General features: G+C 61.1%; 30 protein-coding genes and 1 tRNA gene. 4 read left to right on the forward strand and 27 right to left on the reverse strand.

What is annotated here, in order from left to right:
• The 25 genes from HALTADL_RS16500 to HALTADL_RS16620 all read right to left on the reverse strand — a co-directional run bounded on the left by HALTADL_RS16500 (position 1) and on the right by HALTADL_RS16620 (position 14,409).
• Entirely contained in the window at positions 1–492 is a 492-nt protein-coding gene (locus HALTADL_RS16500; RefSeq protein ID WP_089673506.1) for an uL15m family ribosomal protein, read from the reverse strand.
• Positions 492–956 (reverse strand): 50S ribosomal protein L30, encoded by a 465-nt coding sequence (gene rpmD / locus HALTADL_RS16505; RefSeq protein WP_089673505.1) that lies wholly within the window; start codon positions 954–956, stop codon positions 492–494. The genes HALTADL_RS16500 and rpmD overlap by 1 nt, the downstream gene beginning before the upstream one ends.
• Positions 956–1,600: a 30S ribosomal protein S5 gene (locus HALTADL_RS16510; protein ID WP_089673504.1), complete on the reverse strand. Its 645-nt coding sequence runs from the start codon at positions 1,598–1,600 to the stop codon at positions 956–958. Before HALTADL_RS16510 ends, rpmD begins: the two co-directional genes overlap by 1 nt.
• Positions 1,597–2,151, reverse strand: a complete 555-nt coding sequence (locus HALTADL_RS16515) for a 50S ribosomal protein L18 (RefSeq protein ID WP_089673503.1) — start codon at positions 2,149–2,151, stop codon at positions 1,597–1,599. Before HALTADL_RS16515 ends, HALTADL_RS16510 begins: the two co-directional genes overlap by 4 nt.
• Positions 2,151–2,609 (reverse strand): 50S ribosomal protein L19e, encoded by a 459-nt coding sequence (locus HALTADL_RS16520; protein WP_089673502.1) that lies wholly within the window; start codon positions 2,607–2,609, stop codon positions 2,151–2,153. Before HALTADL_RS16520 ends, HALTADL_RS16515 begins: the two co-directional genes overlap by 1 nt.
• Positions 2,602–3,312, reverse strand: a complete 711-nt coding sequence (locus HALTADL_RS16525) for a 50S ribosomal protein L32e (protein ID WP_089673501.1) — start codon at positions 3,310–3,312, stop codon at positions 2,602–2,604. The genes HALTADL_RS16520 and HALTADL_RS16525 overlap by 8 nt, the downstream gene beginning before the upstream one ends.
• A 1-nt stretch (position 3,313) precedes the next feature.
• Positions 3,314–3,850, reverse strand: a complete 537-nt coding sequence (locus HALTADL_RS16530) for a 50S ribosomal protein L6 (RefSeq protein ID WP_089673500.1) — start codon at positions 3,848–3,850, stop codon at positions 3,314–3,316.
• A 2-nt stretch (positions 3,851–3,852) separates the two neighbouring features.
• Entirely contained in the window at positions 3,853–4,245 is a 393-nt protein-coding gene (locus HALTADL_RS16535) for a 30S ribosomal protein S8 (protein WP_089673499.1), read from the reverse strand.
• A gap of 2 nt (positions 4,246–4,247) precedes the next feature.
• Positions 4,248–4,424 carry a 30S ribosomal protein S14 gene (locus HALTADL_RS16540; RefSeq protein WP_089673498.1) on the reverse strand — a complete coding sequence of 59 codons (177 nt, stop codon included), beginning with the start codon at positions 4,422–4,424 and terminating at the stop codon, positions 4,248–4,250.
• On the reverse strand, positions 4,417–4,947 hold the full coding sequence (locus tag HALTADL_RS16545) for a 50S ribosomal protein L5 (RefSeq protein WP_089673497.1): 531 nt from the start codon (positions 4,945–4,947) through the stop codon (positions 4,417–4,419). The genes HALTADL_RS16540 and HALTADL_RS16545 overlap by 8 nt, the downstream gene beginning before the upstream one ends.
• Positions 4,944–5,642 carry a 30S ribosomal protein S4e gene (locus HALTADL_RS16550; RefSeq protein ID WP_089673496.1) on the reverse strand — a complete coding sequence of 233 codons (699 nt, stop codon included), beginning with the start codon at positions 5,640–5,642 and terminating at the stop codon, positions 4,944–4,946. Before HALTADL_RS16550 ends, HALTADL_RS16545 begins: the two co-directional genes overlap by 4 nt.
• A complete protein-coding gene (gene rplX, locus HALTADL_RS16555) occupies positions 5,639–6,001 on the reverse strand; it encodes a 50S ribosomal protein L24 (RefSeq protein ID WP_089673495.1) in 363 nt (120 codons plus the stop codon). Before rplX ends, HALTADL_RS16550 begins: the two co-directional genes overlap by 4 nt.
• 1 nt (position 6,002) lies before the next feature.
• A complete protein-coding gene (locus HALTADL_RS16560) occupies positions 6,003–6,401 on the reverse strand; it encodes a 50S ribosomal protein L14 (RefSeq protein WP_089673494.1) in 399 nt (132 codons plus the stop codon).
• Positions 6,401–6,745, reverse strand: a complete 345-nt coding sequence (locus HALTADL_RS16565) for a 30S ribosomal protein S17 (protein WP_089673493.1) — start codon at positions 6,743–6,745, stop codon at positions 6,401–6,403. Before HALTADL_RS16565 ends, HALTADL_RS16560 begins: the two co-directional genes overlap by 1 nt.
• Positions 6,736–7,233, reverse strand: coding sequence for a ribonuclease P protein component 1 (locus HALTADL_RS16570; RefSeq protein ID WP_089673492.1), 498 nt, complete (start codon positions 7,231–7,233; stop codon positions 6,736–6,738). The genes HALTADL_RS16565 and HALTADL_RS16570 overlap by 10 nt, the downstream gene beginning before the upstream one ends.
• Positions 7,234–7,239: 6 nt before the next feature.
• Entirely contained in the window at positions 7,240–7,476 is a 237-nt protein-coding gene (gene rpmC / locus HALTADL_RS16575) for a 50S ribosomal protein L29 (protein WP_089673491.1), read from the reverse strand.
• Positions 7,477–8,418 (reverse strand): 30S ribosomal protein S3, encoded by a 942-nt coding sequence (locus HALTADL_RS16580; protein ID WP_089673490.1) that lies wholly within the window; start codon positions 8,416–8,418, stop codon positions 7,477–7,479.
• Entirely contained in the window at positions 8,418–8,885 is a 468-nt protein-coding gene (locus tag HALTADL_RS16585) for a 50S ribosomal protein L22 (protein WP_089673489.1), read from the reverse strand. Before HALTADL_RS16585 ends, HALTADL_RS16580 begins: the two co-directional genes overlap by 1 nt.
• Before the next feature lie 4 nt (positions 8,886–8,889).
• A complete protein-coding gene (locus tag HALTADL_RS16590) occupies positions 8,890–9,315 on the reverse strand; it encodes a 30S ribosomal protein S19 (RefSeq protein ID WP_089673488.1) in 426 nt (141 codons plus the stop codon).
• Positions 9,315–10,046 (reverse strand): 50S ribosomal protein L2, encoded by a 732-nt coding sequence (locus HALTADL_RS16595; protein WP_089673487.1) that lies wholly within the window; start codon positions 10,044–10,046, stop codon positions 9,315–9,317. Before HALTADL_RS16595 ends, HALTADL_RS16590 begins: the two co-directional genes overlap by 1 nt.
• Before the next feature lies 1 nt (position 10,047).
• A complete protein-coding gene (locus HALTADL_RS16600; RefSeq protein ID WP_089673486.1) occupies positions 10,048–10,302 on the reverse strand; it encodes a 50S ribosomal protein L23 in 255 nt (84 codons plus the stop codon).
• On the reverse strand, positions 10,299–11,045 hold the full coding sequence (rpl4p, locus tag HALTADL_RS16605) for a 50S ribosomal protein L4 (protein WP_089673485.1): 747 nt from the start codon (positions 11,043–11,045) through the stop codon (positions 10,299–10,301). The genes HALTADL_RS16600 and rpl4p overlap by 4 nt, the downstream gene beginning before the upstream one ends.
• Before the next feature lie 2 nt (positions 11,046–11,047).
• Positions 11,048–12,064, reverse strand: coding sequence for a 50S ribosomal protein L3 (locus tag HALTADL_RS16610; RefSeq protein ID WP_089673484.1), 1,017 nt, complete (start codon positions 12,062–12,064; stop codon positions 11,048–11,050).
• Between the two features lie 4 nt (positions 12,065–12,068).
• Positions 12,069–12,920 (reverse strand): putative RNA uridine N3 methyltransferase, encoded by an 852-nt coding sequence (locus HALTADL_RS16615; protein ID WP_089673483.1) that lies wholly within the window; start codon positions 12,918–12,920, stop codon positions 12,069–12,071.
• A gap of 319 nt (positions 12,921–13,239) precedes the next feature.
• Complete coding sequence (locus HALTADL_RS16620) at positions 13,240–14,409, reverse strand: PGF-CTERM sorting domain-containing protein (protein ID WP_162551746.1); 1,170 nt, start codon at positions 14,407–14,409, stop codon at positions 13,240–13,242.
• Positions 14,410–14,937: 528 nt separating this feature from the next.
• Here HALTADL_RS16620 and HALTADL_RS16625 point away from each other — a divergent pair.
• Positions 14,938–15,008, forward strand: a tRNA-Gly gene (locus tag HALTADL_RS16625).
• Positions 15,009–15,096: 88 nt separating this feature from the next.
• On the opposite strand, the gene HALTADL_RS16630 is transcribed toward HALTADL_RS16625, so the two are convergent.
• A complete protein-coding gene (locus tag HALTADL_RS16630; RefSeq protein WP_089673481.1) occupies positions 15,097–15,495 on the reverse strand; it encodes a disulfide bond formation protein B in 399 nt (132 codons plus the stop codon).
• Positions 15,496–15,611: 116 nt separating this feature from the next.
• Here HALTADL_RS16630 and HALTADL_RS16635 point away from each other — a divergent pair, with 116 nt between their 5' ends.
• From HALTADL_RS16635 to HALTADL_RS16645, 3 genes are read left to right on the forward strand one after another with little or no spacing between them, the layout of a single operon-like run.
• Positions 15,612–15,920 (forward strand): MTH1187 family thiamine-binding protein, encoded by a 309-nt coding sequence (locus HALTADL_RS16635; protein WP_089673480.1) that lies wholly within the window; start codon positions 15,612–15,614, stop codon positions 15,918–15,920.
• Between the two features lie 60 nt (positions 15,921–15,980).
• Positions 15,981–16,916, forward strand: coding sequence for a methenyltetrahydromethanopterin cyclohydrolase (gene mch / locus HALTADL_RS16640; RefSeq protein WP_089673479.1), 936 nt, complete (start codon positions 15,981–15,983; stop codon positions 16,914–16,916).
• On the forward strand, positions 16,917–17,411 hold the full coding sequence (locus HALTADL_RS16645) for a hypothetical protein (protein ID WP_089673478.1): 495 nt from the start codon (positions 16,917–16,919) through the stop codon (positions 17,409–17,411). It begins immediately after the preceding gene.
• 49 nt (positions 17,412–17,460) lie between these two features.
• Here HALTADL_RS16645 and HALTADL_RS16650 read toward each other — a convergent pair whose 3' ends face one another.
• Complete coding sequence (locus HALTADL_RS16650; protein WP_089673477.1) at positions 17,461–19,065, reverse strand: GTPBP1 family GTP-binding protein; 1,605 nt, start codon at positions 19,063–19,065, stop codon at positions 17,461–17,463.
• Positions 19,066–19,131 lie beyond the last annotated feature (66 nt).

Raw genomic sequence — 19,131 nt, forward strand, 5'->3', positions numbered from 1 at the left:
TTATGATTCGTCTGAACTGTCTTCGTTTACGTCTTCCGCTTCAGCTTCCTCGGCGCGGTCGGAGAGAACGGCGTCGCCGCCAGCCTCTTCGATTCCCGCCACGGCACCGGCCGTGAACGCATCGGCGGTGACGACCAGTTCGTTGCGAACCTGGCCGCCGCCGAGCACCTTCACGACGTCGACGTCGTGACCGGTGTCGACAACGTCGCGGGCGTCGATGACGTAGGCGTCACCGTCGGTCTCTGCGTCGCCATCAGCGGCGTACAGTGCGACGTCCTCGTCGATCTTCTGGATGCGGATCTCTTCGACCGTATCCGTGATCGAGTCGGGGCGCGAAAAGCCGTGTTTGCCGAGCGGTTCGTAGTTGTGGAACTCGTGTTTGTCGCGGCCAGCACGGCCACGGCCACCACGGTGTCCGGCACCGCGCCGGTTTTTGTGGCTGCCGCCACTGTGGGTGCGGGAGCCGCGCTGTCGTCGTTTCTTGGATCCCATTATCGCATCGCCTCCAAGAGGCTATCGATTTCCTCGGTCTCGTGGTGGCCGAGCTGGCCACCCTCCTTGACTGGGTGTTTGATGCCGTCGTGGCCACCGCGTGGTGGGTGGAGTCGAACGACCGGCGAGAGACCCTGCTCTCGCAGCGTCGTCTCTTCGGCGACGAGCGCTTCGGCGAGTGCGTCGACGTCGTCGTAGTCGGTGTTGTCGGCAACCCACGCGTCGTCGATCTCGGCGTCGCCTTCGTCGGCTTCGCCGCGTCGACGGATGAGGGTTGCAACGACCTCGGCGCTCGGTTCACCGAAGGCAACGTAGTCGTTGACCTTCGTAATCATGCCGCGGTAGGTGTCTGTCTCGGGGACGAACGTCACGTGGTTGACGCTGTGAAGATTCAGCATCTTCAGCGTGTCACGGATGTCGTGTGAGATGTTGACCTCACCGCGGAGCTGAACGAGTGCCTGCATTATTCGTTGGCCTCCTTCCGGACGGCCTTGGCGCGCTGTGGCGTTCGCGACTGGGCTGCGTTCTCCAGTGCGTTGTAGGTCGCCTTTGCGAGATTGACCGTCGTTCGGGTGTTGCCGTCGGACTTCGTCCAGGCGTCCTGCACGCCGGCGAGTTCGAGGATGTTCCGGACGGTCTCGGCTGCCGCAAGCCCAAGCCCCTGTGGGGCGGGCATGATGCGGACGGTCACCGAGCCGGCCTTGCCTTCTGCGGTTCGGACCAGGGAGTTGACGCCACCGGCGGAGTCCTCCCACGATCCCGAGCCACGGTCGACTTTGATGATGTTGAGTTTTGCAACGTCGATGGCTTTCTCGATAGCGCCGCCGACCTGCTCGTCGCGGGCCTGCGCATAGCCGAGATAGCCATCGCGGTTGCCGACCACACAGACACAGCGGAATTTGACTCGGCGACCCGAGTCAGTCATCCGCTGGACCATGTTGATGTCAAGCACCTCGTCTTCCAGTCCGGGAAGGAGCTGGTCGACGAGCTCGGCCTCCTTCATCGGGAGCCCGGAGTTGAGTGCTTGGTCCATCGTCGTGATGTCGCCGTTCTGTACCTTTCGGCCGAGCCGCGTTCGCGGTTCCCAGCCGTTGTTGTGGTTGCTCATTCGTCCTCCTGAATCGCAGCGAGCACATCGTCGAAGTGCTCAGGTAGTTCAGAGGCGTCGAAATCTCCACTGTACAGCGGCTCGTCGAGCTGGGCGGCGTAGTCGGCGATATGCTCGCCGCGATTCCGCTCCCAGTCGGCCAGCACGCTGTCACTGTGGGGGATGTCGAGCCCCGCGTCGATTGCTCCTTCCTGTACCGAGAACACCTTATTACCGGGTGTTGCCGTGTTCAGCCCGATGTCGAGGACGGCCTCTTCGAGGCCAGCTTCGACTGCGCGGCTGCCAAGGAGGTAGCCTGTCAGATACGCGCTCGGAAGGTTCCCTGTTGGGGCTTCCCAGCCGTACTCCGATAGGTCCTCGCTGGAGGCGGCAACGTGGGTAATATCGCCGTCGGGTCCGGGGGTGACCAGCTGCGCCCTGACGTGCTTGTTGCTCGTCCGGGCGACCAGACGAGGTTTGCCAGATTTCAACAGGCGCAACCTTTGGTGGTAGTCTGTTCGGACCTCACGGCGGCGGCGCATCGGCACTCTGTATCGTGGTCCAGTTGCCATTATGCGTTCACCTCAATGCCGTAGTTGGTTCGAGCGTACGCTTCGAGCCGGTCGACGCTGTCGAACTCGCCACCGCTGGCTTTGTTGTACAGCTCGCGGTACTGCGTGCGGTCGAGCGTTCCGTCGTCGCGAAGCTCCTTGAGTCGCTTCCGCTGGGCTCGAATCCGTGAGACCCAGCTGTCTTTGCGCGACTCGCGGGCGCCGGATTTACCCTTGCGGGTACCCTGGCCCTTCCGGTGGCCGTAGGCGCGCTTTTCGTTGCGCTCGCGGGCACGACCACGGGAGTTGTTGTCGGAGTTTTTCGCTTTGATGATGCCTTGGTCGACGAGATCCCGAATATCCTCTCGGGTGATCGCCTCGGCGATCTCTTCGGATTCTTCGGGGTCGAGCCAGACACGACGCTCGCCGACATCGAGGATGTCAGCAGCGAGTCGTTTCTGGGAGCCGAGATCACTCATCGTCTACCTCCACTTCAATGTAGGTTGGGTTCAGCACGCGAATCTCCTCGTCTTCACAGATCTCCTCGATCCGTTCGCGTTTGCGGCCGCCGACTTTGCTGGCGATCCGCACTGCTTCGGTGTCGCCGTCGACGTCGTCGAGGTCGTCGGTGTTGTGCACACGGACTTCCTCGAAGCCGCTCGGGTGAAGGCCACGGGCGGCCTTCGGCGACATGAATCCGGGGGCGACTTTCGGCCCACGACTTTTGAAGCCACGTCGCTGTTTCGAGAGGCCACCACGAGGTCGACGCCACGATTCGGGCGTCCGTTTCTTCATGTGGTAGTCCTGGCGTTTGAAGGCGGGTTTGCCCTCTCGCTGCTTCTGTGTGAGTGCGCCCTCTGTCTCGTCGTCGAGGGTCGGCTTTTTGTCCGCGTGACCGCGGGCAACAAGCTCCGTTTCGACGTCTTCGGTCTCGTCGTCGACTTCGGCCTCAGGGGTCTCGTCTTCGACCTCGGCCTCGGTGTCGTCGGCGACTTCGAGGTCACCGACACCGGCTTTGATACGCGCTGCGAGCGCATTGCCGATACCGTTGACGTCAGCGAGTTCGCTCTGACTGGCGGCCTTGATGTCTTGGATCGACTCGTAGCCCGCCTCACGGAGCGCGTCAGCCTTCGAGGGGCCGACACCGCTGATGTCCTCTAGTTCTTGGGGTTCGTCTGCCATCTCAGGCACCTCCTGCAGTTGGTTTCTCGACAATGTAGACGCCGTCCTGGAAGACGCGCGTATCCTTGTCGTTGACTCGGGTTAGCTGTTCGATATCGGCGGCGGTCTGGCCCACGGCCTCCTTGTCGGAGCCCGAAAGCGTGACCTCTTCGCCGTCGACCTGTACATCTGTGTCGCCACGGATCGGAGTCCGGCGGTCTGCCTTCTCCCCGAGGAAGTTCTCGATGACGACGTCGTCGCCCTCGACAGTCACTTGCATCGGGAAGTGAGCGTAGTGGATCTCCATTTTGTACTCCCATCCCTCGCTGACGCCGTGGATCATGTTGCGAACGTGGCTTTCGAACGTGCCGACCGTCGCAGTGGTCTTGGCGTCCTCGACGTCGGTCGCGATGACGACTGCGTCGTCTTCGACACTGACGGTGACATCGGGGAACCACAGACGGCGCGTAACGCTGCCGTCGGGGCCCTCGACTGTCAGTTCGAGATGGTCTACCGTAGCGGACACGTCCTCTGGAAGTGAGATTTCAGTTCGTGTCATTGTTAGTAGACGTAGGCGATAACCTGGCCACCGATACCCTGTTCGCGGGCCTCGTAGTGGCTCATGACGCCGTGGCTTGTCGTGACGATGAGCGACCCGTAGTCACGGGCCGGGAGGAATCGCTTCTCCCATTTCTCGTAGCCGTCTGCCCCAACCGAGTAGCGGGGCTTGACGATGCCACATTCGTTGATTGCGCCTGATAGTTCAACCTCGAACTGACCGGCCTTGCCGTTGTCGACGAACTCGAAGCCGTCGATGTATCCTCGGTCGTAGAAGACTTCGAGGATCGAGCCGATGATGTTCGAGGCGGGCTGTACCGTAATGCCGAGATGGCCAACGCTCTCGGCATTATCGATGCCGGAGAGAGCGCTGGACAGTGGGTCATTGCCTGCCATGGTTAGCTATACTTCTTGAATCCCATGTCTCGGGCGACCTCGCGGAAGCACTGTCGACAGAGGTTGATGTCGTACTTGCCGACAAGCCCCTGTTTTCGGTCACAGCGCCGACAGGACAGCTGCTGTCCCGTCCGTTCCGCGTTGTCTCCGGACGTCTGGTCTGTTTCGCTTTCACTCATTGGCCTCAACCTCCACATCGAAGTTCGACTCGATGTAGCTGGCCGCATCGTCGACGGTCATCTGATGACCGCTCGGAATCGACCGCGTACCCTTGTCGCGCTGGGCGACACGGTAGCCCGGTCGGACGAGCGTGACGGTGATGTCAAGCCCGTAAATTCCGATCTGTGGGTCGTACTCTTGGCTCGGGAACTCGGTGTGTTCGGCGACACCGAAGCTGAAGTTGCCGACGTTGTCGAACTGCGACGTCGACAGCTCCGTAATCGGGAGTGCGGTTTCGAGGAACTCGTGGGCGTCGTCGCCGCGGAGTGTCGTTTTCGCACCGATTGGGTCTCCCTCGCGGATTTCGAACTCCTGGACCGTTCGTTTGGCGAGCGTCTGGATGCTCTCTTGGCCCGCGATCTCTTCGAGGATCTCTTGGGCGTTCTGGAGCTCGCGTCCGCCTTCGCCGACGGCCATGTGGACGACGACTTTCTCGATACGCGGCTCTCGCATATCGTGGAACTCGGCTTCTGCCTCGCTCATTCGTCATCACCCGTAAAGTTCTCGTCAATGACAACGACGTAGCTCTCGATCGTCTCGTAGCTTGCGTCGTCGGCCTCGACGACAACCGTGTTCGAACCGCTGCCGAGTGTGACCTGGATCTCCTCGACCGTGCCGATCTGGCCAGCGTGCTGGCCGTCGACGGCGGTGACGAGGGCGCCCTCTTCGTAGTCGAAGTGGGCGACGATCTCCTTGGTCTCGTTGTCGACAACGAGCGAATCGTTCGTCTCGTAGCTGACGTCCTCGGTTCGGACGTTCGTTCCGTCGTGGAGTGTGAGCTGGAAGTCGCCGCCGGAGACCTGCTCCTTGTTGACGATCTTCCCGAGTCGACTACCTGCTGAGTCCTCGTCGATGGGGGTCAGCGCAAGCCGACCGCCCTCGTCGGGGAACACGCGGTAGAACTCGTCGCGTTCGGTGAACGCGAGAATGTCGAACATGCCGATTGGGCGTCGCTCGTCGGAGATTGCATCCCCGTTGACGAGAATCGAGCCCTGATTCAGCGCGTAGCGCGCTTCCTTTTTCGAGTCGACGTAGCCCAGCACGTCCCGTAGCAGGACGAGCAGGGGAACGCCGTCTTCACCGTGGGGGCCTGCGCCCGCTTTCACGGTGTAGGTTTCGGTCTTCCGTTCGACCGGCCACGAGTTCGGTACCGAGAGTCGTTTCTGGTGGTTGCTCATTCGTTATCCTCCTCGCTTTCGAGCCGGGCCTCACGGCGTGGGTCCTCGAGATCGAGCTCGATGACCTGAACGTTACTGGCTTCGAGCGGTCGGGGAACCTCCTCCCCATCGGACTTCTCGACAGTAACCTCTTCGACGTGAATGACGGCCGCTTTGAGGTCGACCTTGATGACCTCACCCTCGCTGCCAGCGTGGTCGCCACGCTGCACTTCGACGGTGTCGCCCGCGTTGACGCGGACGCTGCGCTGGTCGTACTCCTCGCGGAGTTCGGGCGAAAGCGGCGCCTTGACCTGCTCGTGTCGCTCGTGGAGCGACGCGTTTGCAGCGGATTTTCGCTGTTTGTGTGGTTGTGTAGTCATGCTATACAATCATCGTCGCTGTGGATGCAATGCTCCCGAAGCGTTCGGCGACTTCGCGTGCGATTGGGCCCTTGATGTCGGTCCCTCGAGGCTCGCCGTTCTCGTCGATGAGAACTGCGGCGTTGTCCTCGAACTTCACGCGAATACCGTCCGGTCGACGAATCGGTTTGCGCTGGCGGACCACGACGGCCTCCAGCACCTGTCGACGCATTTCGGGGGTGCCTTTGGTGACCGAGACGGTCACTTTGTCGGCGATCCCTGCTTTCGGGTGTCGGTTCTTCGTACCGGAGTAGCCCGCAACGCTGATGACTCGCAGTTCACGAGCGCCGGTGTTGTCGGCACACGTAATGAGCGAGCCCTTCTCGAGTCCCTGCGTGACGTCTGCTTTGAGTGCCTCCATCAGGCATCGCCTCCAAGCAGTTCGACGACCACGTGGGATTTCGTCTTCGAGATCGGTCGGGTCTCCGCAATCTTTACTTCGTCACCAACTTCGAGCGAGTCGAGTACACCGGGTACGTGCGCTGGAATACGGGATCGGCGTTTCATATACCGGTCGTATTTCGGCACGAACACGTCGTACTCTTGCTCGACGATGACGGTCTTTGCCATATCGGTCGAGACGACAGTCCCACTGCGGGTCTGGCCTCGAACCGGAAGCTGTCCGTAAAACGGACACTTCTCATAGTCGTACTCCTCCGGGTTCTGTGGTTCCGAAGGAAGAGGAACGTCAAGTCCTATCGCCATTTCGAATCTCCTGTGCGTTCAGTTCGTTCTGCAGGCCGCGAGAGTAGACGGCTGCCATCCACCGTAACGTAGACTCCGCCCTGGCATCCACCCTGTTGGTTTACGGAACATTCCGACGGCAAAGACTGACGAGGGCGGACCCCCGCAGTTTCCTTCCCGAGTTTGGACGAAGACCCCGAGTCCTTGCGGCCCCGTCGGTCTGACGGGTCCACTGCGGGATGATCTCCCGCTGTGACCTCGGCGGCTTCATTTGTGTGCACGCCTGCACCTTGGTCGTCAATCGATTCCTCGCTGACTGCGACTTCGAACGTCGACTGCGACTTCGGCACGCGTTTTGCACCCGAATCAGTCGACACGACAAGCGTCTTCATCGTCTCGCTGACAACGCGGCCTGAGATACCGACGGAGTCGGCACTGGCGGCGTCGACCACCCGAATCGGGAGGCCGATGAGTTCGTGTCGTGTGAGTGTTTCGGGTGTGCGTGGCATGAGTCGTTATTCGTCGTCGTCCGAGGCAGCGGCCTCGCTCTCGAAGTCGCCTTCTTCGTTCTGGACCGTCTTGAGTCGCGCAATCGTCCGGCGAAGCTCTTTGAGTTCGCTCGGGTTCTCCGGAACGCCACCGGCGGCCTGTAGGGCCTTGAGGTTCAGCAGCTCGGTTTCGAGCTCTTCGAGTTCGACCTCTCGCTCGGCGGTCGTCATATCGCGCATCTCTTCGACGTGAAGAATGGCCATCTATTGGTCCTCCTCGTTGTCGTCTTCGTCTTCCATCTCGGCGACGAGGTCGGCTGCCTCTTCGGCAACGTCCTCGTCGAGATCCTCTTCGTCATCGTCTGCCGCTGCCTCGTCGGCGTCGGCTTCGTCGGCGTCATCGTCCGAGTCGTCCGCGTCTGCGGTCTCCTCATCAATGACTTCCTCGACGATCTCCTCGTCGATGACTTCGGCGGGATCTTCGTCAGGAACCTCGACCTCCTCGGCCTCAGGCTCGTCTTCGGTGACATCCGGCACGTCCTCAGGCTCTTCTGCGAGAAGCGATTCGACGCTTTCGCCGTCGTCTGCCTGTTCGACGTCGTCGACATCCACATCGTCGTGGATCTCGAAGTCGTCGGGGAGCACGGCTCCCGGTGGGATGATTTTGACAGTGACGCCGATGGTACCGAGCTTCATCACGGCGACGCCCTGACCCTCGTCGACGACGGTCTGGGCTGGCTCACCGTTGTGTTTGATGTAGCCGCGGTTGAACTTCTCGACGCGCGATCGGGCACCGGTCACCTTACCGCTGAGGACGATCTCGGCGCCGAGTGCGCCGGCGTCCATGATGCGGTCGATGGTGGTGTGACCGGCTTTCCGGAAGTACCAGCCACGCTCGAGTGCGTTGGCCAGTCGGTCGGCGACGATCCGGGCGTTGAGGTCCGGCTCGTCGACTTCCTGGACGTCGATCTGGGGATCTTCCATCCCGAACCGTTCGGTGAGTTCGGTGGTGATCTTCCGAATGTTCTTGCCGCCTTTCCCGATAACCATTCCTGGCTTTTCGGCTTTGAGGACGATCTGGGTCCCCATCGGGGTTTTGGCGATATCCATGCCGCCGTAGCCTGCGCGGCCGAGCTCGTCACCGAAGAACTCGTCGATCTGGGCGCGCTGCAGGCCGTTTTCGATGAACTGGTGTTCGTCTGCCATTATTGCTCTGCCTCCGGTACTTCGAGGATAACTTCGACGTCACAGAGCGTGGTGTTCCACGCGCTGGCACGGCCGAACGCACGAGGCTTTCGACCGGCACGCTCGCCCACCTTGTGGGGAGCGAGGTGTTTGATCACCATCTCGGGGCCGTCGAAGCCCTGGTTGTTGGCGTTGTTTCGAGCGTTTTCGAGGAGCTTCTTGAAGTCCTTCGAGGCCTTGTTCGGGTAGCGACCGGCATCCCAGCCGTCGATATCCGAGCGGTGACCGACGCCCGTGTTGTGTTGTTTGAACGGCACTGACTGATCGCCAGCGATGACGCCGTCGAGGTACTCCTCGGCCTCGGCGACGGTCTTGCCTTTGATCGCCTTCGAGATGGCCTTGCTGTGCTTCAGGCTGATGGGCCGCTCCCGAAGCATCGCTTTCGCGGTGGTGTCGGGGTCGGCCTCGACGCTGTAGTTGATTCCCATGATTTCACTTGAGGGGCACGAACTTCGATGAACGGGTCGCGCCAATTCCGGCCTGTCCGTGTTCGACCGAGTTACGGGTAAGCTGGAACTCGCCGAGATAGTGCCCGATCATCTCGGGTTCGATCTCGACGCGCTCGAAGCTCTGTCCGGTGTAGACGGCGAACGTGAGTCCGACGAACTCCGGCAGGACCGGCATGTCCCGCAGGTGGGTTCGGATCGGGTTGTTGGCCGTCTCCTCGTCGCCTTTACCGTCGGCTTTGTCGAGGAGCTTCTGGTGTTCCTCGGAGAGACCACGGAGAATGGTTCGCCGCTGTCGAGCGGGGAGCAGTTCTGCCACCTCGTCGAGGTCCATATCCTGGAGCTCGTCGAGGTCGTAACCGCGGTATGTGAACTCGCCCTCTCGGCCAGTTCGATATTCTGTGCTACTCATTAGTCACGTCCTCCTTTGCCGCCGCGTCCGGTTCGCTTCGAGGCGATGTCACCGACCTTGCGTCCCGGTGGTGCGTCCCGCGAGACGGACTTCGGCTTGCCGGGGTGCTGTCGACCGCCACCACCGAATGGGTGGTCGACGGCGTTCATGGCAACCCCACGGACACGCGGGTACTTCGTACCGCGTGCTTTCATTTTGTGGTGTTTGTTCCCTGCTTTGACGAACGGTTTTTCCGTTCGACCGCCACCGGCAACAACGCCGATGGTGGCTCGGCACTCAGGGTTAAGCCGTTTGACTTCGCCGCTGGGCAGCTGAACGACCGCGACCTTCCGGTCGTGGGTCATCAGCTGTGCGGAGACACCCGTCGACCGGGCGAACTTGCCGCCGTCGCCGGGTGAGCTTTCGACGTTACAGACCGGGATCCCCTCGGGGATCTCGCCCAGCGGCAGCGTGTTGCCGGGTTTGATCTCCGCGGAAACGCCGACCTGGATCGTCTCGCCGACCGTGATACCCTCAGGTGCGAGGATGAGTCGACGGTCGTCGTCTTCGAACTCCACGTCCGCGAGCGGAGCACTCCGGGCTGGGTCGTGCTCGATGCCGACGACCTCGCCGGTGATGGTGTCGTGTTCTTCGGACTTCTTGTGCGAGAGCTCTGCTTTGTAGCGGTGGGAGGGGGCCCGGAACGTTGGGCCACCACGACCGCGTCGTTGTCCCTGAATTCTACGTCCCATTTTAGAACACTCCGATTCGTGAGGCAACCTCAGTCGCGTCGTCGTCGTCGCTGAGCGCGAGTGTCGCCTTCTTTTGTGCTTTCGGCGTGATCTGGGTGTTGATACCCTCGACAGTCACGTCGTAGCGGTCCTGGACTTCCTTCTTGATCTCAGGTTTGGTGGCGTCGATGTCAGTGATGAAGAGCAACTTGTTGTCGAAGTCCATCTCGTTCATCGCCTTCTCGGTCACCAGCGGATGGTGAAGAATCGAGCTCATCGGTCTGCCACCTCATCGAGTGCGCTCTCGGTAAAGAGCGTCAGGCGTCCGGCGTGTGTGCCGGGCGCGAGATCCTCGACGTTGACTTCGCCGGCGGTTGCCACGTCGACACCCGCGAGGTTGCGGGCTGCCTTCGATGGCTCGTCGCTGGTCACGAAGAGGATCGAGGTTGGCTCTTGGTACTTCCGGCCACGGGTCGTTCCCCGTCCGGCGCGTACCGATTTGCCGTCTTCGGCGCGCTCGATGTCGTCGGCGATGCCGAGTTCCTCGAGCAGTCCGAGGACCTCCTGGGTCTTCACGAGGTCTTCGAACTCGTCGGAGACGACGAGTGGGAGTTCGAGATCAGCGTCGAACTCGTGGCCACGTTCGGCGACGCGTTCGGCGTCGGCGGTTGCGGCGATGGCCGACCGAGTGGCCAGCTGTCGCTCCTTTCGGTTGATCGTCTTGCCCTGGTCCTTTTCGGCCTTCGGTGGGTGTGCACGTCGACCACTGACTGCGTGTGGGACACGACGAACAACGCCGTTCTGTCGTGGGTCGTGGGACATACCGCGTCCACTACCCATCGACTCGGCGGGGGTTCGGAGTCCTGCGAGTTTGTCTGCACCGTAGGCCTGTTTCCGGTTTGCCTGGGCGGCGACGACTGCCCGTTTGATGAGATCCGGGCGGTAATGGGTCTCGAAGACCTCTGGGAGGTCGACGGTCCCCGCGTCGTCACCGTTCAGGTCGCGTACTGTTGCCTGCATAGTTAGCCCTGGTTAGATGCGGTTGAGACGTGCCGAACCTCGGGATCGAGGCGTGGCTGGTCGTTCGGCCGGATGGCCGGGCGGAACCGCAGCAGCCGTTTGTTCGGCCCCGGAACTGAACCCTTGATCAGCACGTAGTCACCATCGACCTCGCCGTAATCGACGAAGCCGCCGTCGACGGAGGCGTCGTCGCCCTCGCCGATGGAGATGATACGTTTGTTGAGTTCGGTTCGCTGCTGGTAGCCGGTCTGTCCCTGCTGGGGAACGGTCGAACGGACCCGGGATGGGTTCCACGGACCGAGGTTGCCGATCCGTCGACGCCATCCCTGACGGGCGTGTTTGCCCTTCCGTTTCTGGACGCCCCATCGTTTGACGGGACCCTGTGTTCCTTTCCCCTTCGTGATACCCGAGACATCGAGATACTCGCCGGCTCGGAACACGTCGTCGAAGCTGTGTTCGCCGCCGTCTTCGAGGAGGTCGAGTGCGTGGTCGGCGCGGTCCGTAAGCGAGCCGCCGCCGACGCGTGTCTCCATGATGTCGGGTTTCTTCTTCGGGACGTTCTTGTTGTCACCGGGGACGGTGTGAGTGATGAGACGCAGGTCGTCTACCTCACCGTCGTCGATGAGTTCCCGAAGGGCCTCCGAATCCTGCTCGAAGGTGTCTTCTGCCGGGAGGTCCAGAGCGCGGTCGAGATTCTCGTCGAACTCGGTGGCCCAGACCTCGGTGATCGGCTTCTGTCCATACGGCGTGTCTTTGTAGGCTCGGACGGCAACCGCCCGCATTGGCGGAACCTCGACGACGGTGACAGGAACGGACTCTTCCATTCCTTCACGCGGCGAGTCTGCCTCGTCGTTGACCATGACAACGTGGGTCATGCCAGCTTTGTAGCCGGCGAATCCCTGTGGAGCCGCTGCTCCGTCGTCGTCTGGCCACGAGCGAATGCGTGGAACCTCGTCGGTTGCACGCGTCCGCGGGCCGTAGCCCAGCGAGCCTTTGCGTGGTCTGCTTGGTTGTGGCATGTAGTTACTCCGTGAGCGTGAGACAGCTGAGCGACGCGAACATTGCTTCCTCCGTTCGCACCGTCTCGCTGCCCTGTCGCGGAATCGTATTGAGCCAGCGGTCGAACCCCGGATCGGAGTCGACATGGTCTCCAGCCGCGACTGCGGCCGAGACTGCCTCGGGTTCAATCCCGAGTATTTCCGGAAGCCCTCTGCCGGGCGAGCCGAAGGCGACGGTTGCTCCATCCGCGATCTGCGGAAGGAGATCACCGAGTCGACCATGGGACAGTTCTTCCCCATAGGCTGACGTGGCGATCCGTAGCCCCGATTCGTCGTCGAGGGCTGCCGAGAGGTCCGTGCTTTCGACGTCGAAGCCCGGTGGGGCCTCGTCGACGAGCCGTGCACGGACCGGTTCTCTCGAAGAGATCCTGACGGTGACGCGCTCCCCCTCAGCGGGTGTCGCCATATTCGGCGGCACCATGAGCGAGATCGGGTGTTGCAGTCCGCAATTGACCCGAACGCGGCCTTCAGATCCGACCTTGGTCACGATTCCTTGATGTGTAACCGATCCGGCTGGATCGGCTACGGTCTGTGACGAAACCCGGAGCGGAGGGAGTATGCCCGCGAACTGCAGTTCGTCGCGTTGCCCCCACACCTCGCGTTTGAGGTATGGCGGCGTCGCAGCGTACTGCAGCACAACGCGGACGAACTCTTCGCCCCACCGACGTTCGCCCTCCCGATCTGGGAAGATGAGAAGTCGATCAGCCCGAAACACCGTCGCCGCGCGGGCGACGTAGCCGAGCTTGCGAGTTGCCTCGCGTTTGTCCTCGGCTTCTCGGATGATCGACGACGGAACCAGTAGTGTTAGTCCGTCCATCGGGTGTGCCTCGTCACTAGACTGTATTTTGGATTCCCAATGGGGACCTAAAAGGGTAGCGGAATGAGTGCCCCCTGTGTCGCCTTCACACGACCCGTAGAGCACGTCTATCCGGAAAGTACGCCGTTGGTTGGTGTGCCATACCACGCGACAAACTGTACCGTGGTTGGGAACAGCGAGTCGACCAACCGGTCGCTACCGGCCACTCACAGATACTCGACTACCGGCCACTCACGCTTGGATCACAGCAAGCGCGCACGCGTGAACAAGAAAATATACAGACGGTACCGCCAGACGTCTAACGACGACTGGAAGGCGATTATGTGTTTGACCGTCGCACTGCGAAGAGCATCGCAGCAACCAACGCGACCAACGCAAGGATCGGGCCAAAGCCTGGCGTCTGACCGGTCGACGTCCCCTCACTTTCGACAACCTCGACTGTTGTCGAGTTGGTGGCTGTCTGATCGTCGGCGGTCGACACTGTCACTTCGACTTCGGCTGTCCCCGTCTCGTTGAACGGATGGGTTAGCGTTGATTCATTGGTCGACTCCACAGTAGTGCCGTTGACAGTCCACTCGTAGCTCTCGACGTTGTCGGTTGTGTTACTGGTATTGAACGTTACCTCCTCGCCAACAGTTGCAGTCTCGGGTCCGGCGACCGAAACCGTCGGTTCGGGGGGCTCGTCGACGGTTTCAATCGTGACATCCTGTTCGAGACTGTCGAACCAGACGCGCCTGAAGTCGTCTCCGTCGTCAGTTGCGGTGATCACCTGCCAGTCGTCTATCGTGCCGTTGTACTCCGGCCCCTCAGTTGGATCGTCGGGATCCTCGTCAGGCCGGCGGGTATCGCCGTATCGATGGTAGGATTCTTCGTTGAACGCCGGGTCAATCGTTATCGACACGTCGTCTTGGCCGAGGCCACGGTAGGCCATCCCGTCGTTTCGGCCGGTCGTCCAGACCCAACTCAGTCGGGCGTCGACGTCCTCCGGCGGCTCACCATCGTTTCCGGCGGCCCCGGCTTGATGATCCTCGGCGAGCTGATGGATATCGTCTTTTTCGGTTGTCTCGTTCCGCCAATCGTAATCGTCGTCAATAACAGCCCACTCACCGTCGTCCGGCAGGCCAGTAATCTCCCAACTCACCGAGCTACCCGGCGTTCCGTTCTCGGCGTTCTCGTAGTACTTGTCGTGAACCGCAACGAGACTGACGCCGTTGGGCCCCTCGTACAGCATGAGGATACTCGTGTCTTCCTGTTGGTACTGGGTTGTCCCTTGTGAGCTGAACGCCCGTCCCCAAGAGAGGTTGTCTCGGCTCTGGTAGGGGTACCGATAGTCATAGAACTCTTCGACCGGGACATCTCCCTCGATTGGTTCGACCGAGACCTCCTGATCGCCCTGGACAATACGGTACGAGATACTGTCGTCTTCTGATTGGGTGTCATCCTGTTGACTCTGTGCGTACGCTACCGGGGCGAACAGTGATGTTATCATGAGAAGAGCGACGAATCCACTGAGCACTGCTGTGTATCGTGTTGAATTCATGTTGTGTGTTCGTAGGATAAGGAAGCAACCGAGCCACTGCTGGCTCGATGGCTACTTCCTCTGTATCACCGATTGTTTCCGGTCGGCTTTCGTCTCGTACTCCGACTGCTGTGGGTTTGTTATGGATAGATAAACGGTGCTAACCTAATCCTACACGTTTCAATTAGATGTTAAAATAACATTTACCACCCGGTCGACACCGCAATCGAGTGGTCTCTCCCGACTCGAATACGACAGCCAATCACCGTGATGGCAGCTCTCTGTACGTTCTTCTAGCGGTCAACTAGAGCATACCGGGGTTCGAAGTCCAACGGGGTGCCGTTCTTACTACGTGGAGTTTCACGAGGTCGGATCGGGATTCCAGAGAGTGTCGTGAATTCCACCTCTGTCGTGTGGTTTTCACACTCACAGGACCGCTGTTTCGCAACCCTTATACACCTACCTCCAGTTAGAAGTAAATGCGAAGAACCGCAGCACGCGTCGGTAGTGTAGTGGTATCACGTAACCTTGCCATGGTTACAACCCGAGTTCAAATCTCGGCCGACGCATCTTTTCCCGAACACAACATCTGCGAGCAACGGCTGTCGACTACTCATGGGTGGAATCACTCACCAAGACAGCCGTCGACAGCTCACCCTATTGCCGATCACGGACTACGAGGACGACACTCCCTGCGGTAATAAGGACGAACGCCAGCAGCGCGAGCCGTGGGATGGTGAAGACAGCGAGGCCCTGCCATTGGATCGTGCCGCAGCCGATGCCGACCGAACACTGAGCAGTTGGCGTAAGCTGGAGTACCGTGTGGTAGGCCGAAACGCCGATTCCCAGTCCGGACAGCGGGAGAGCCGTCTTCCAGACCGCAGGCCGATTTTCAAAGGTCGCCACGCCGAAAATCACGACGAGCGGATACATCAGGATGCGCTGGTACCAGCAGAGTGGGCATGGCGAAAGGTTGGCAATCTCGCTAAAGTAGAGACTCCCTACAGTCGCTACAATAGCGACGAGCGTACAGCCCGCAAGCAGTCGACGACGCATACCGATCCTCTTTCCGACGACTGTTTGAAGCTTCCGCTGGACCGACCTCTCGGCCCCGTCGACAATACGAAACCCTAACCACGGGAGTTAGGGGCCTCACCCTCGACAGTCGACCCATGACTGTCATCGCACTCCTGAGTGTTGCCCCCGTCATCGAAGATAGCATGGCCGAAGAGGTTGCTGCAGCCGTCGACGCCCTCGATGGCCACGACATCAGCTATGAGACCAACCCGATGGGAACCGTCATCGAAGCCGATGATATCGACACGCTGCTGGCGGCGGTCGGCGACGCCCACAAAGCGGTCGACGCCGACCGAGTGAGCACGGTTCTCAAGATCGACGACAAGCGGGCCAGCGACGAAACCGCCGCCGAGAAAGTCGACGCCGTCGAGGAGGTTCTCGGCCGTGAGCCACGGAACGACTAGCCAGTCAGAACCGCGGGACAACTGCGAATCCCTTTAGGAGACGACGGCCAACCGTGGGGTATGGAGAGCATCAATCGCTCGGCAGTCGAGCTCGTCGACGAGGCACTCGACTTCGCCGAGGAACTCGGTGTCGTCCCCACTGAACTCGACTGCGGCGCAACGGTGATCGACTTCGGTGTGGCCGCCGACGGCGGCATCGAAGCCGGTCTCATGCTGGCCGATATTCAGACTGCTGGCCTGGCAACGATCTATACGCAGATGGACCAGATCGGCGGCGCGCCGATTCCCTACGTCGAACTGACGACCGACCATCCCGGCATTGCCCTGCTCTGCTCGCAGAAGGCAGGCTGGGAGCTGGATTTCGAGGAGTACAACGGCCTCGGCTCCGGTCCCGCCCGTGCGCTGGTCGGCCAAGAAACCGATTTCGAACGCATGGGTTACTACGACGAGTTCGATTTCGCCGTGTTAACCGTCGAGAGTATCGATCTGCCGAACGACCGGATCGCCGAACACGTCGCCGACCTCAGTAACGTCGAGCCGACCAGCGTCTTTCTGCCGACCTACGCCGCCGGGTCGACCGCAGGTAGCGTCTCGATGGCCGCCCGTGCGGCCGAACTCGCGGTGTTCCGCCTCTCGGAACTCGGCTATCCGCCGTCGGAGATCCTCTCGGCAACGGGTCGCGCCCCAGTTGCCCCAGTGAGTTACAACGAGTCGGTCGCCATGGGCCGAACCAACGACGCGCTGGCCTACGGCGGCGAGGTCTACCTCCAGGTCCGCAAAGAATCGAACGTCTTCGATCAGGTCCCCTCCAACGCGAGAGAAGAGTACGGCGTCCCCTTCGAGCGCATCTTCGAGGACGCCGACTGGGACTTCTACGACGTCGACGAGAGCATCTTCGCGCCAGCCAAGGTCACTATCGACGTGGTCGACGGCGCGACCTACGTCCTTGGCGAAACCGACGAGGAACTCGTCGCCGAGTCGTTCGGCATCCAGTAGATGCGATTCAAGTGGGTGCCTGAGCCGCCAGCCACCGTTGAAGCGGTCATCGACGCCCAGCGGGCGATTCCGCTCGTCCCGGCCAGCGAATCCGACTCCCTCCGGCGACTCGTCGACCGTACTGAGGAGATCGGAATCGACGATCAGGACGACGCACGAGAGTGGCTTACGTTTCTGCGAGCACTCGGCGTAGTCGACCAAACGCCGAGTGGCTACCGACGGCAGCGAGAGGAAGTGACCGGAAGCAGGCTGGTCGACCGACTGCTCGACAACGTCTATGGGGCGCGTGAACTGTATGCCGCGCTTGAAGCCACCGAGGAACCACTGTCGCTCGACGATCTCGACAGACGGGCGGTCGACCTACCGACGTGGGAGCGACACCACCACGGCACCGACCACAAGCGGGTGCGACGGCGTCGACTGCGACGGCTGGCAGAGTGGTTCGTACTGTGTGACGCCGCAGAGCGGACCGCCGGTGGCTATCGCATCACGTAACTAGTGGCTACTGCCATCAACTCGGATAGTAGTCGACACCTAAACAGTCTTAATCGTCGACTGAAACCACGGTTCCCACACCTTTACTGGAGCCTTCACGGAAGACGAACCGCTGGCCCTCCTCGACGAAGTAGGGCCGAAATTTGAACTCGACTGTCGTTGTGCCTGTGTCGCCGGGGAGCAGTTTGCCACCCTCCGGCGAGAAGACCGCGGTCTCGCTGAGTGTCTCCAGATGGATGACGGGTTCGTACCCCTCGGTGATTCGAGTCGGATGATTAAGGACCATCACCTCCGCCTCAAACGAGCGAACCGGATCCGGGTCAGCCTCGCGCGGGAGCAGTGCCATCCCGCGTTTGACCTCGCTTTCGTCGACACCCTTGAGCGCAATGCCGACGATCCGCCCGGCTTTGGCCGTGTCGACCCGGTGGTAATGCATCTCGATAGACCGCACCTCGACCTCGCGGAAACTCCCATCCGACATCGGTCCCAACAGGAGTTCGTCGCCCTCGGAGACGGTGCCAGCGTTGATCGTGCCGGAGGCGACCGCGCCGACGCCGGTGACGTTGTAGGTGCGGTCGATGTACATCTGGAACTCGCTGTGTTCGTCGGTCGACCGCTTGGGGAGGGTCTCGAACAGCCGGTCGAGGTCATCCATCCCATCGCCGCGAACCGCACTCGTTCGAATGATTGGCACGACCGTCTCGTTGAGTTCGCCTGCAGCGGTCTCGACGCCGTAGCGCTCGACGCGAAGGGGTGTCTTTTGGACGTCCCGCAGCAGCGTCTCGATCTCCTTTTCGACCTCGACGACGCGCTCCGGTGAGACGGCGTCGACTTTCGTCACTGCCACAATCGTCGGTAGATCGGTCGCCAACAGAATGCCAAGATGCTCGCGGGTCGTCTTCGTCGGGCCGTCGTCGGCCGCAACAGCCAACAATCCGTAATCGAGTTTCTGGCCGACGAGGCCGCGGATCGTCGTCCGAAGCCATGGCTCGTGACCGACAGTGTCGACGAACGAAACGAGTCGGTCGGCCTCTTGGACCACACGTGCGCGATCAGTTTTCCGGTGTGGGTTATCCATCCGAACTGGATCGCCCGTCTCGTCGAAGCCGTAGACGGCATACGAGAGATCAGCCGAGAGACCGCGTTCGACCTCGTGGGGCTGGACATCGAGAAAGCTCCGCGTGAAGCCGTCGCCGTCGTCAGGTTCGCCAGTGACCAGAGAACCGACGAGCGTGGATTTTCCGTGGTCGACGTGCCCCGCCGTCCCGATGACGATGTGGCCGTTGTCGGCGGTCAGCATCGATCCCTCGCGGATCGTCGCCATGCCAACTAGTCCGTCATCGCCGGCGCTCCAAGTGTCGACGTTTTCGATATGGGCACCCGCCTCCTCGGCGAGCAACGAAAGCACATCCATCGTCTCGGAGAACTCCTCGGGTGCGATGCCCGCGATGCCGCCGTTGTCGGTGACGCCGACGACATAGGTGGCCTCGCCGTCACCCGAGAGAACTCGGTGACGGAGTTGGGCCGCTAGACTCTCCATCCGGCCGTCGGCCAGATGGAGTTCCCGTGTGAGTCGTTCTTTGAACTCGATGTGGCCGCCGTCCTGTTCACCGCGCTTGAGGGCCTGCTGTAAAGCGGCCCGATCCGCGCTCATAGAAAGCCGTTCGTGAGGGGGTAGTAAAACGCTTTTCATGCCGTGTCTATCCATGGCATGGTTGGT

The organism is Halohasta litchfieldiae (genome assembly GCF_002788215.1).
In the GTDB taxonomy this organism is placed as follows: Archaea; Halobacteriota; Halobacteria; order Halobacteriales; family Haloferacaceae; genus Halohasta; species Halohasta litchfieldiae.

Excerpts from the sequence above, each read along its gene's own strand:
- HALTADL_RS16570 (WP_089673492.1), bottom strand. The coding sequence starts at position 7,233 with ATGCCACGCACACCCGAAACACTCACACGACACGAACTCATCGGCCTC.
- HALTADL_RS16550 (WP_089673496.1), bottom strand. The coding sequence starts at position 5,642 with ATGAGCAACCACCAGAAACGACTCTCGGTACCGAACTCGTGGCCGGTC.
- HALTADL_RS16585 (WP_089673489.1), bottom strand. The coding sequence starts at position 8,885 with ATGGGAATCAACTACAGCGTCGAGGCCGACCCCGACACCACCGCGAAA.
- HALTADL_RS16590 (WP_089673488.1), bottom strand. The coding sequence starts at position 9,315 with ATGAGTAGCACAGAATATCGAACTGGCCGAGAGGGCGAGTTCACATAC.
- HALTADL_RS16615 (WP_089673483.1), bottom strand. The coding sequence starts at position 12,920 with ATGGACGGACTAACACTACTGGTTCCGTCGTCGATCATCCGAGAAGCC.
- HALTADL_RS16520 (WP_089673502.1), bottom strand. The coding sequence starts at position 2,609 with ATGAGTGATCTCGGCTCCCAGAAACGACTCGCTGCTGACATCCTCGAT.
- HALTADL_RS16560 (WP_089673494.1), bottom strand. The coding sequence starts at position 6,401 with ATGGAGGCACTCAAAGCAGACGTCACGCAGGGACTCGAGAAGGGCTCG.
- HALTADL_RS16580 (WP_089673490.1), bottom strand. The coding sequence starts at position 8,418 with ATGGCAGACGAACACCAGTTCATCGAAAACGGCCTGCAGCGCGCCCAG.
- HALTADL_RS16525 (WP_089673501.1), bottom strand. The coding sequence starts at position 3,312 with ATGGCAGACGAACCCCAAGAACTAGAGGACATCAGCGGTGTCGGCCCC.
- rpmC (WP_089673491.1), bottom strand. The coding sequence starts at position 7,476 with ATGGCCATTCTTCACGTCGAAGAGATGCGCGATATGACGACCGCCGAG.
- HALTADL_RS16535 (WP_089673499.1), bottom strand. The coding sequence starts at position 4,245 with ATGGCAGGCAATGACCCACTGTCCAGCGCTCTCTCCGGCATCGATAAT.
- HALTADL_RS16545 (WP_089673497.1), bottom strand. The coding sequence starts at position 4,947 with ATGAGCGAGGCAGAAGCCGAGTTCCACGATATGCGAGAGCCGCGTATC.
- HALTADL_RS16630 (WP_089673481.1), bottom strand. The coding sequence starts at position 15,495 with ATGCGTCGTCGACTGCTTGCGGGCTGTACGCTCGTCGCTATTGTAGCG.
- HALTADL_RS16620 (WP_162551746.1), bottom strand. The coding sequence starts at position 14,409 with ATGATAACATCACTGTTCGCCCCGGTAGCGTACGCACAGAGTCAACAG.
- HALTADL_RS16515 (WP_089673503.1), bottom strand. The coding sequence starts at position 2,151 with ATGGCAACTGGACCACGATACAGAGTGCCGATGCGCCGCCGCCGTGAG.
- HALTADL_RS16635 (WP_089673480.1), top strand. The coding sequence starts at position 15,612 with ATGACTGTCATCGCACTCCTGAGTGTTGCCCCCGTCATCGAAGATAGC.
- mch (WP_089673479.1), top strand. The coding sequence starts at position 15,981 with ATGGAGAGCATCAATCGCTCGGCAGTCGAGCTCGTCGACGAGGCACTC.
- rpmD (WP_089673505.1), bottom strand. The coding sequence starts at position 956 with ATGCAGGCACTCGTTCAGCTCCGCGGTGAGGTCAACATCTCACACGAC.
- HALTADL_RS16540 (WP_089673498.1), bottom strand. The coding sequence starts at position 4,424 with ATGAGTGAAAGCGAAACAGACCAGACGTCCGGAGACAACGCGGAACGG.
- HALTADL_RS16600 (WP_089673486.1), bottom strand. The coding sequence starts at position 10,302 with ATGAGCTCGATTCTTCACCATCCGCTGGTGACCGAGAAGGCGATGAAC.
- rplX (WP_089673495.1), bottom strand. The coding sequence starts at position 6,001 with ATGACTACACAACCACACAAACAGCGAAAATCCGCTGCAAACGCGTCG.
- HALTADL_RS16650 (WP_089673477.1), bottom strand. The coding sequence starts at position 19,065 with ATGAGCGCGGATCGGGCCGCTTTACAGCAGGCCCTCAAGCGCGGTGAA.
- HALTADL_RS16610 (WP_089673484.1), bottom strand. The coding sequence starts at position 12,064 with ATGCCACAACCAAGCAGACCACGCAAAGGCTCGCTGGGCTACGGCCCG.
- HALTADL_RS16595 (WP_089673487.1), bottom strand. The coding sequence starts at position 10,046 with ATGGGACGTAGAATTCAGGGACAACGACGCGGTCGTGGTGGCCCAACG.
- HALTADL_RS16645 (WP_089673478.1), top strand. The coding sequence starts at position 16,917 with ATGCGATTCAAGTGGGTGCCTGAGCCGCCAGCCACCGTTGAAGCGGTC.
- HALTADL_RS16565 (WP_089673493.1), bottom strand. The coding sequence starts at position 6,745 with ATGGCGATAGGACTTGACGTTCCTCTTCCTTCGGAACCACAGAACCCG.
- HALTADL_RS16500 (WP_089673506.1), bottom strand. The coding sequence starts at position 492 with ATGGGATCCAAGAAACGACGACAGCGCGGCTCCCGCACCCACAGTGGC.
- HALTADL_RS16510 (WP_089673504.1), bottom strand. The coding sequence starts at position 1,600 with ATGAGCAACCACAACAACGGCTGGGAACCGCGAACGCGGCTCGGCCGA.
- HALTADL_RS16530 (WP_089673500.1), bottom strand. The coding sequence starts at position 3,850 with ATGACACGAACTGAAATCTCACTTCCAGAGGACGTGTCCGCTACGGTA.
- rpl4p (WP_089673485.1), bottom strand. The coding sequence starts at position 11,045 with ATGCAGGCAACAGTACGCGACCTGAACGGTGACGACGCGGGGACCGTC.